The sequence below is a fragment of the Paucibacter sp. XJ19-41 genome (assembly GCF_028462495.1).
Taxonomy (GTDB): Bacteria; Pseudomonadota; Gammaproteobacteria; order Burkholderiales; family Burkholderiaceae_C; genus Roseateles_E.
Map to the genome: position 1 here is coordinate 1 of NZ_JAQOWX010000262.1, position 1,533 is coordinate 1,533.

A 1,533-nucleotide genomic window follows, 5' to 3' on the forward strand; every position below is an offset into this window, starting at 1 on the left:
AGCGAGGGCAGCAGCCGGCCCTGGGCCGTGTGCAGCAGCGGCAGGCGGCGCAGGCGGCCGTCGGGGTCCAGCGGCGCTGTGATCACGCCGACATGGCGGGGCTGCAGGCTGTCGCTGGGCAGGGTCAGGGCCGGCCAGGCGATGGCCGGTGTGGCCGGTTCCAGCGGCACCGACAGGCGCGCCAGCAGCGAGCTCTCCGACCGGTCGATACCGATGGCCTGCTGCAGCCCGGCGGCCGCGAGCACGGTGTCGGGCCGCTCGCTCAGCGCGCGCGCAAACTCGGCGTCGCCGGGCCGGCTGCCGCCGAACACGATGTCGAACACGATGAGCTTGGCGCCGGCCTCGCGCAGCCAGTCCAGCGCCAGCGCATAGACCTCGCGCGAGTAGGGCCAGCTGCCCAGGCGCGGCTGCAGCACCCGCAGCGAGGCGTCGTCGATATCGACCAGCAGCACCTGTTCGTTGCTCGGCTCGGGCGCGCTCAGGCGCAGCTGCAGATCGTCCAGCGGATAGTCCAGCTGGCGGTAGCCGGTGCCCAGGCACAGCAGGGCCGCCAGCGGCAGGCCTAGCAGCGGCCAGGCGGCCAGGCGCGGTCGGAACAGGCGTGTGGGTGGGCCGGTCATGGTCAGGCGGCCCGCGATGCCCGGTGGCTCAAAGCGCCAGCAGCAGCAGACTCAGCGGCAGCAGCCAGAGCCAGCGCGAGCGCGGGACCTCGAACTGCTGCGTGCCGCCATAGGGGCCGGCGGCGCCCTCGGCCGTCAGCGTGCGCACCCGCAGGTAGTAGCTGCCCGGCTCGGGGCGCGGCAGCGCGGCCTGCGGCTGGTCGACGACGAGCTCCTGCAGCTCCTGCTTGAACTCGGGGTCGCGTGCCCATTGCAGCTGGTAGCGCTGCCCGGGTTCGCCGGCCTGCCAGCGGAACTGCAGTTCCTTGTCGCCAACTTCGGGCGGCTCTACGGCCGGGCTGGGCGGCAGCGGGCGCAGCGTGAAGCTCTGCACCGGCCCGAACGGCCCGGCGTCGGCCGGCTCGGCGATGCTGGCCAGGCGCCAGTAATAGCGACCGGGTGGCAGGGTCAGGTCTTGCTCTGTGCCGGTGATGTCGCTGCGCTCGTGCAGCGGCGCGGCGAAGTCGGCGCCGGCCGCGACCTGCAGGCGGTAGCGCTGGGCGGCCAGCGCGCGCGTCCAGCTCAGCGTCAGCTTGTCGCCGTAGACCACCGCCTCGGCGACCGGGGCGCGGCTGAACGGCGGCTCGGGACGGGCCTTCAGTGTGAACAAGGCATCGGCGGCCTGGCCCTCAAGGCCCAGCGCGTCGATCGCACGCACGCGCAGCGTGTAGCGGCCGTCCGGCAGATCGGCCCAGCGGGCCTGCGGGGTCGGGAAGACGCCGTCGAGCAGCAGGCGGTCGAAGTCGCCCTCGGCATAGACCTGGGCGCGGTAGGCGCTGGCGCCGTCCAGCGGCTGCCAGGCCAGGGTAGGCGGCAGGCTGCTCAGCGTGATCGGCGGGCCCTGCAGCGCCGGCGCGGCCAGCAGCGCCCGGAC

The 1,533-nt window shown here is 74.2% G+C and carries 1 protein-coding gene and 1 pseudogene; both read right to left on the reverse strand.

Features of this window, described 5'->3' with window-relative positions; translation table 11 throughout:
* On the reverse strand, window positions 1–620 hold a 620-nt coding region (locus tag PO768_RS28815), incomplete at its 3' end, for a CHASE2 domain-containing protein (protein ID WP_272648794.1).
* A 28-nt stretch (window positions 621–648) separates the two neighbouring features.
* Window positions 649–1,533 (reverse strand): annotated as a pseudogene (locus PO768_RS28820) (hypothetical protein); the annotation flags it as partial.